Source organism: Mycobacterium sp. TH-M106 (genome assembly GCF_057473765.1).
In genome coordinates this window covers 1-3118 of sequence record NZ_JBYCLE010000107.1, presented here as the reverse complement: position 1 = coordinate 3118, position 3118 = coordinate 1, and the positions used below count along the sequence as shown (strand labels likewise).

The window sequence follows — 3118 nt, the reverse complement described above, 5'->3', positions numbered from 1 at the left end:
TGCCGCCGACCGGCGACAACGTCAACACCGCGCACCTGGAGACACTGGCCGAGCCGTACCCGCAGGCGATCGCCGGCATCCCGAATTCGTACTCGTTCGACCACGGCACGTTCACACTCAGCTACTCCACCGAGATGGCGAACGGGTCGGGCCACTTCCCGGCCGGCTCACAGACCGACATCGCGGTGCCGGCCATCCAGTATCCGAACGGCTACCAGGTCAGCGTCACCGGCGGCCATGTCGTCTCGGCCGCCAACGCCCCCATACTGGTGGTCGAATCAGACAGCGGCGCAAGCACTGTCGACGTCACCGTGAGTTCCGCTGCATTGTGACCTCGGCCAATTCGCGGCCAATGGCAATAGTTAAATGATTCTATAGAGTCTGATCCGTGACGACATCTTACTCCAAATGTGACGCTCGAATAGCAGTGTCGGTGAGGTAAACGGCGTTTTTCCGCGCATGAGCGTACGTCGACCATTCGAGACGAACAGGAGAAACACAATGCGACATCACCGGATTCTCGAAGTAGGACTGACGATATGTGCCGGTCTGATCGCTACGGGTGCGGCTTGGGCTGCGCCCGCTTATGCGGACGAGTCTGACCTCCAGTTGCTCTGTCCTTTCCTGCTGCAATCTGGCTCAAAGCTTGCCAGGGCTGCATCCGATTTGACCAACGGAACATCTGAGATCACCGGAAAGCAAGGCCCCCAGTCGGACACGGCCGACATGTTCAGTCGAACGGCGCTGTCGAATTACTGCCCGGACGCGATGTCGTCGGTGGCCAAGGGCCAGCTGCCGAATATACCGTTTCTCATCAGCGACCGGCCCGATGTGCAGGGAATTTTCGGTGGCATACCCAACCCGGCTGGTCCGTTCGCCGGCTTACCGGGTGTGCTCGGCGGCACACCGGGCGTGCCTGGCCAGTGACCGACTGAGCGGGTCGATGATTGGCTCGCTCAAGCCGCTAGTTCACGAGTAACTGGTCAGGTTATGCGGGCAACCAGGGTCGGCCCTCGGCGAGCATGACGAGGGCGTCGAAGGATTGCTGGCCGGTCCGAACCAGCCGCGGACTAGCATACTAGCGTACTAGTACTCCTGTGCTATAACCAAGGTGTGCTGATCGACTGGACGGGCGAGTTCGACCGCTGGTATGACCAGTTGATCAAGCATGCCGAGGTCGGTGACGAGCGTGCTCTAAGACAGTCCGCGCTCGTTGAGGCGGAACTGGAAGTGCTACGGGATCTGCAAGCGGCGCCGGAGTGGGATACGCCGACGTTGAAACGGTCGCGCAGTCGCGGCGCTACCCACTGTGGCGGGTAGCGCATCCCTTCATCGCCGGCGTGGCGATGCGCCTGATTGTCTGGTTCCCACCTGATCGCGCCGGCGAAGTGGTGATCGTCCTATTCGGCGCCGAAAAAGCGCAGATGGGCGACGCGTTCTACAACAGCGCCGGCTCCCGCGCCGACGCAGCGATCGAAAGTTACCTGTTCAAAACTAGACCCGAGGAAGACCCATGACCGAGAACACCTCCTTCGTCGGCACAAAGCGGGCCGCCGAGCAGATGGCCCGAGTGCAGGCCATCCCAGGCATGACCAAACGCATCGCAGCCATCCGGGCTGGCATGGACGAGGCGGATCGGATCTACGCCGAGAACCTGGCCGCGATCCGGCGAGCAGCAGACCTTACCCAAGTTGCCCTCGCCGAACAAATGGGCGTGCCCCAGACGGTGGTAAGCCGCCTGGAGCGGCAGCACGACATGCTGCTGTCGACGCTCAACGACTACCTGAAGGCCGCAGGAGAACACCCACGCGTGGTCGTGACAATCCATGGCCGCGATGTCGAACTCGACCTGGAATCGATCGCTCCCGCACGGCGATCGTAGGACTGAGCCTGAATCCGTGGACGTGCGCGGTACACACGTTCTACGACGAAGCAAAATCGTTCGCCGAGGAACACGGATTCGATTACCTCGGGCCGCTGACGGCCCCATCGCTGCCTGACGATCCGCACCATACCCGGTGTCGTAGATGCGGCAAGATCAGCGCGGAGCGCCTGGGCGACATCGCCTTCGGCTGCAACTGCACGCCGCGTACCTAGGGCGCTTGGGGGCATCGGCACCACGGCGAATGCGTCCATGACTGCTGACACCCTGCCCCCCGGACGATGAGCCAAGGTCACCTCGGTAGGGCGGTCAGCGCCGCCACTCGATGACGATGGTGTCGGGCCAGATGGCCTCGGTGCCGCCCGGCCCATCCGCATCAGTCGATGCAACCAGCCCTCTTGAGCCGCACCACGCACAGGGCGTCGACCACTGCGCGCTGGCATCTGGCCCGAAAGTGGCCCGACCGCCCTGAAAACAACGTCTGACCTGGTGCCCCCGGCAGGATTCGAACCTGCGACCGTCGGATTAGAAGTCCGATGCTCTATCCGACTGAGCTACGGAGGCGATCGAGACCTCAGTTTATCCGTTCGAGCACGATAGGCCGCGATAGGCAGCGATAGCCGTGACTGAGAATCGGCCCCCGTCGCAGCGGGTGAAGAACTAGGTTGAACGGTAGTTCGAGACGTGTCGGAAGCGGGAGGGCGCAGAGTGATCAGAGTGGCTATGCCGACTGCGGCGGGCCGGCCGGGTCTGCAGGTCGGTGCCGGGAGCCGGTCGTGGGTGATTTAGTCGATGCTGCCGGCCTGCCGGTCAAGCTGGGCGCCGTCGACTACCTGCTGCACCGCGGCGAAGCTAACCCGCGCACCCGCTCTGGAATCATGGGGGTGGAGCTGCTGGACACCACCCCGGCCTGGGACCGGTTCCGCAGCGTCTTCGACAACGTCTCCCGCCGGGTGTTGCGGTTGCGGCAGAAGGTGGTGGTGCCCACGCTGCCGACGGCCTCGCCGCGCTGGGTGGTCGATCCGGACTTCAACCTGGACTTTCATGTCCGGCGGATGCAGGTTCCCCAACCCGGCGGGCTGCGCGAGGTGCTGGATCTGGCCGAGGTCAGCATGCAGTCGCCGATGGACATCTCACGTCCGCTGTGGTCGGCGACCCTGCTCGAGGGGCTGCCCGACGGGGGGGCGGCCACGCTTTTGCACATCAGCCATGCCGTTACCGATGGGGTCGGCGGCG

At 63.5% G+C, this 3118-nt stretch carries 5 protein-coding genes, 1 tRNA gene and 1 pseudogene; 6 read left to right on the top strand and 1 reads right to left on the bottom strand.

Annotation, left to right across the window (positions count from 1 at the left end; translation table 11 throughout):
• The 5 genes and pseudogenes from AC2VOP_RS03585 to AC2VOP_RS03565 form a co-directional block, all read left to right on the top strand.
• Positions 1-332: pseudogene (locus AC2VOP_RS03585) on the top strand (cellulase family glycosylhydrolase); the annotation flags it as partial.
• Between the two features lie 394 nt (positions 333-726).
• Positions 727-927 carry a hypothetical protein gene (locus tag AC2VOP_RS03580; RefSeq protein WP_486959696.1) on the top strand — a complete coding sequence of 67 codons (201 nt, stop codon included), beginning with the start codon at positions 727-729 and terminating at the stop codon, positions 925-927.
• A gap of 186 nt (positions 928-1113) precedes the next feature.
• Positions 1114-1320 (top strand): hypothetical protein, encoded by a 207-nt coding sequence (locus tag AC2VOP_RS03575; protein ID WP_486959695.1) that lies wholly within the window; start codon positions 1114-1116, stop codon positions 1318-1320.
• A gap of 20 nt (positions 1321-1340) precedes the next feature.
• Positions 1341-1517, top strand: coding sequence for a hypothetical protein (locus AC2VOP_RS03570; protein ID WP_486959694.1), 177 nt, complete (start codon positions 1341-1343; stop codon positions 1515-1517).
• Positions 1514-1882, top strand: a complete 369-nt coding sequence (locus tag AC2VOP_RS03565; RefSeq protein ID WP_486959693.1) for a helix-turn-helix domain-containing protein — start codon at positions 1514-1516, stop codon at positions 1880-1882. Before AC2VOP_RS03570 ends, AC2VOP_RS03565 begins: the two co-directional genes overlap by 4 nt.
• A gap of 487 nt (positions 1883-2369) precedes the next feature.
• Here AC2VOP_RS03565 and AC2VOP_RS03560 read toward each other — a convergent pair.
• Positions 2370-2446, bottom strand: a tRNA-Arg gene (locus AC2VOP_RS03560).
• Positions 2447-2658: 212 nt separating this feature from the next.
• Between AC2VOP_RS03560 and AC2VOP_RS03555 the strand changes: the two genes are divergently transcribed.
• The coding region (locus AC2VOP_RS03555; protein ID WP_486959692.1) for a wax ester/triacylglycerol synthase domain-containing protein at positions 2659-3118 on the top strand (460 nt) is incomplete at its 3' end.

Excerpts from the sequence above, each read along its gene's own strand:
- AC2VOP_RS03565 (WP_486959693.1), top strand. The coding sequence starts at position 1,514 with ATGACCGAGAACACCTCCTTCGTCGGCACAAAGCGGGCCGCCGAGCAG.
- AC2VOP_RS03580 (WP_486959696.1), top strand. The coding sequence starts at position 727 with ATGTTCAGTCGAACGGCGCTGTCGAATTACTGCCCGGACGCGATGTCG.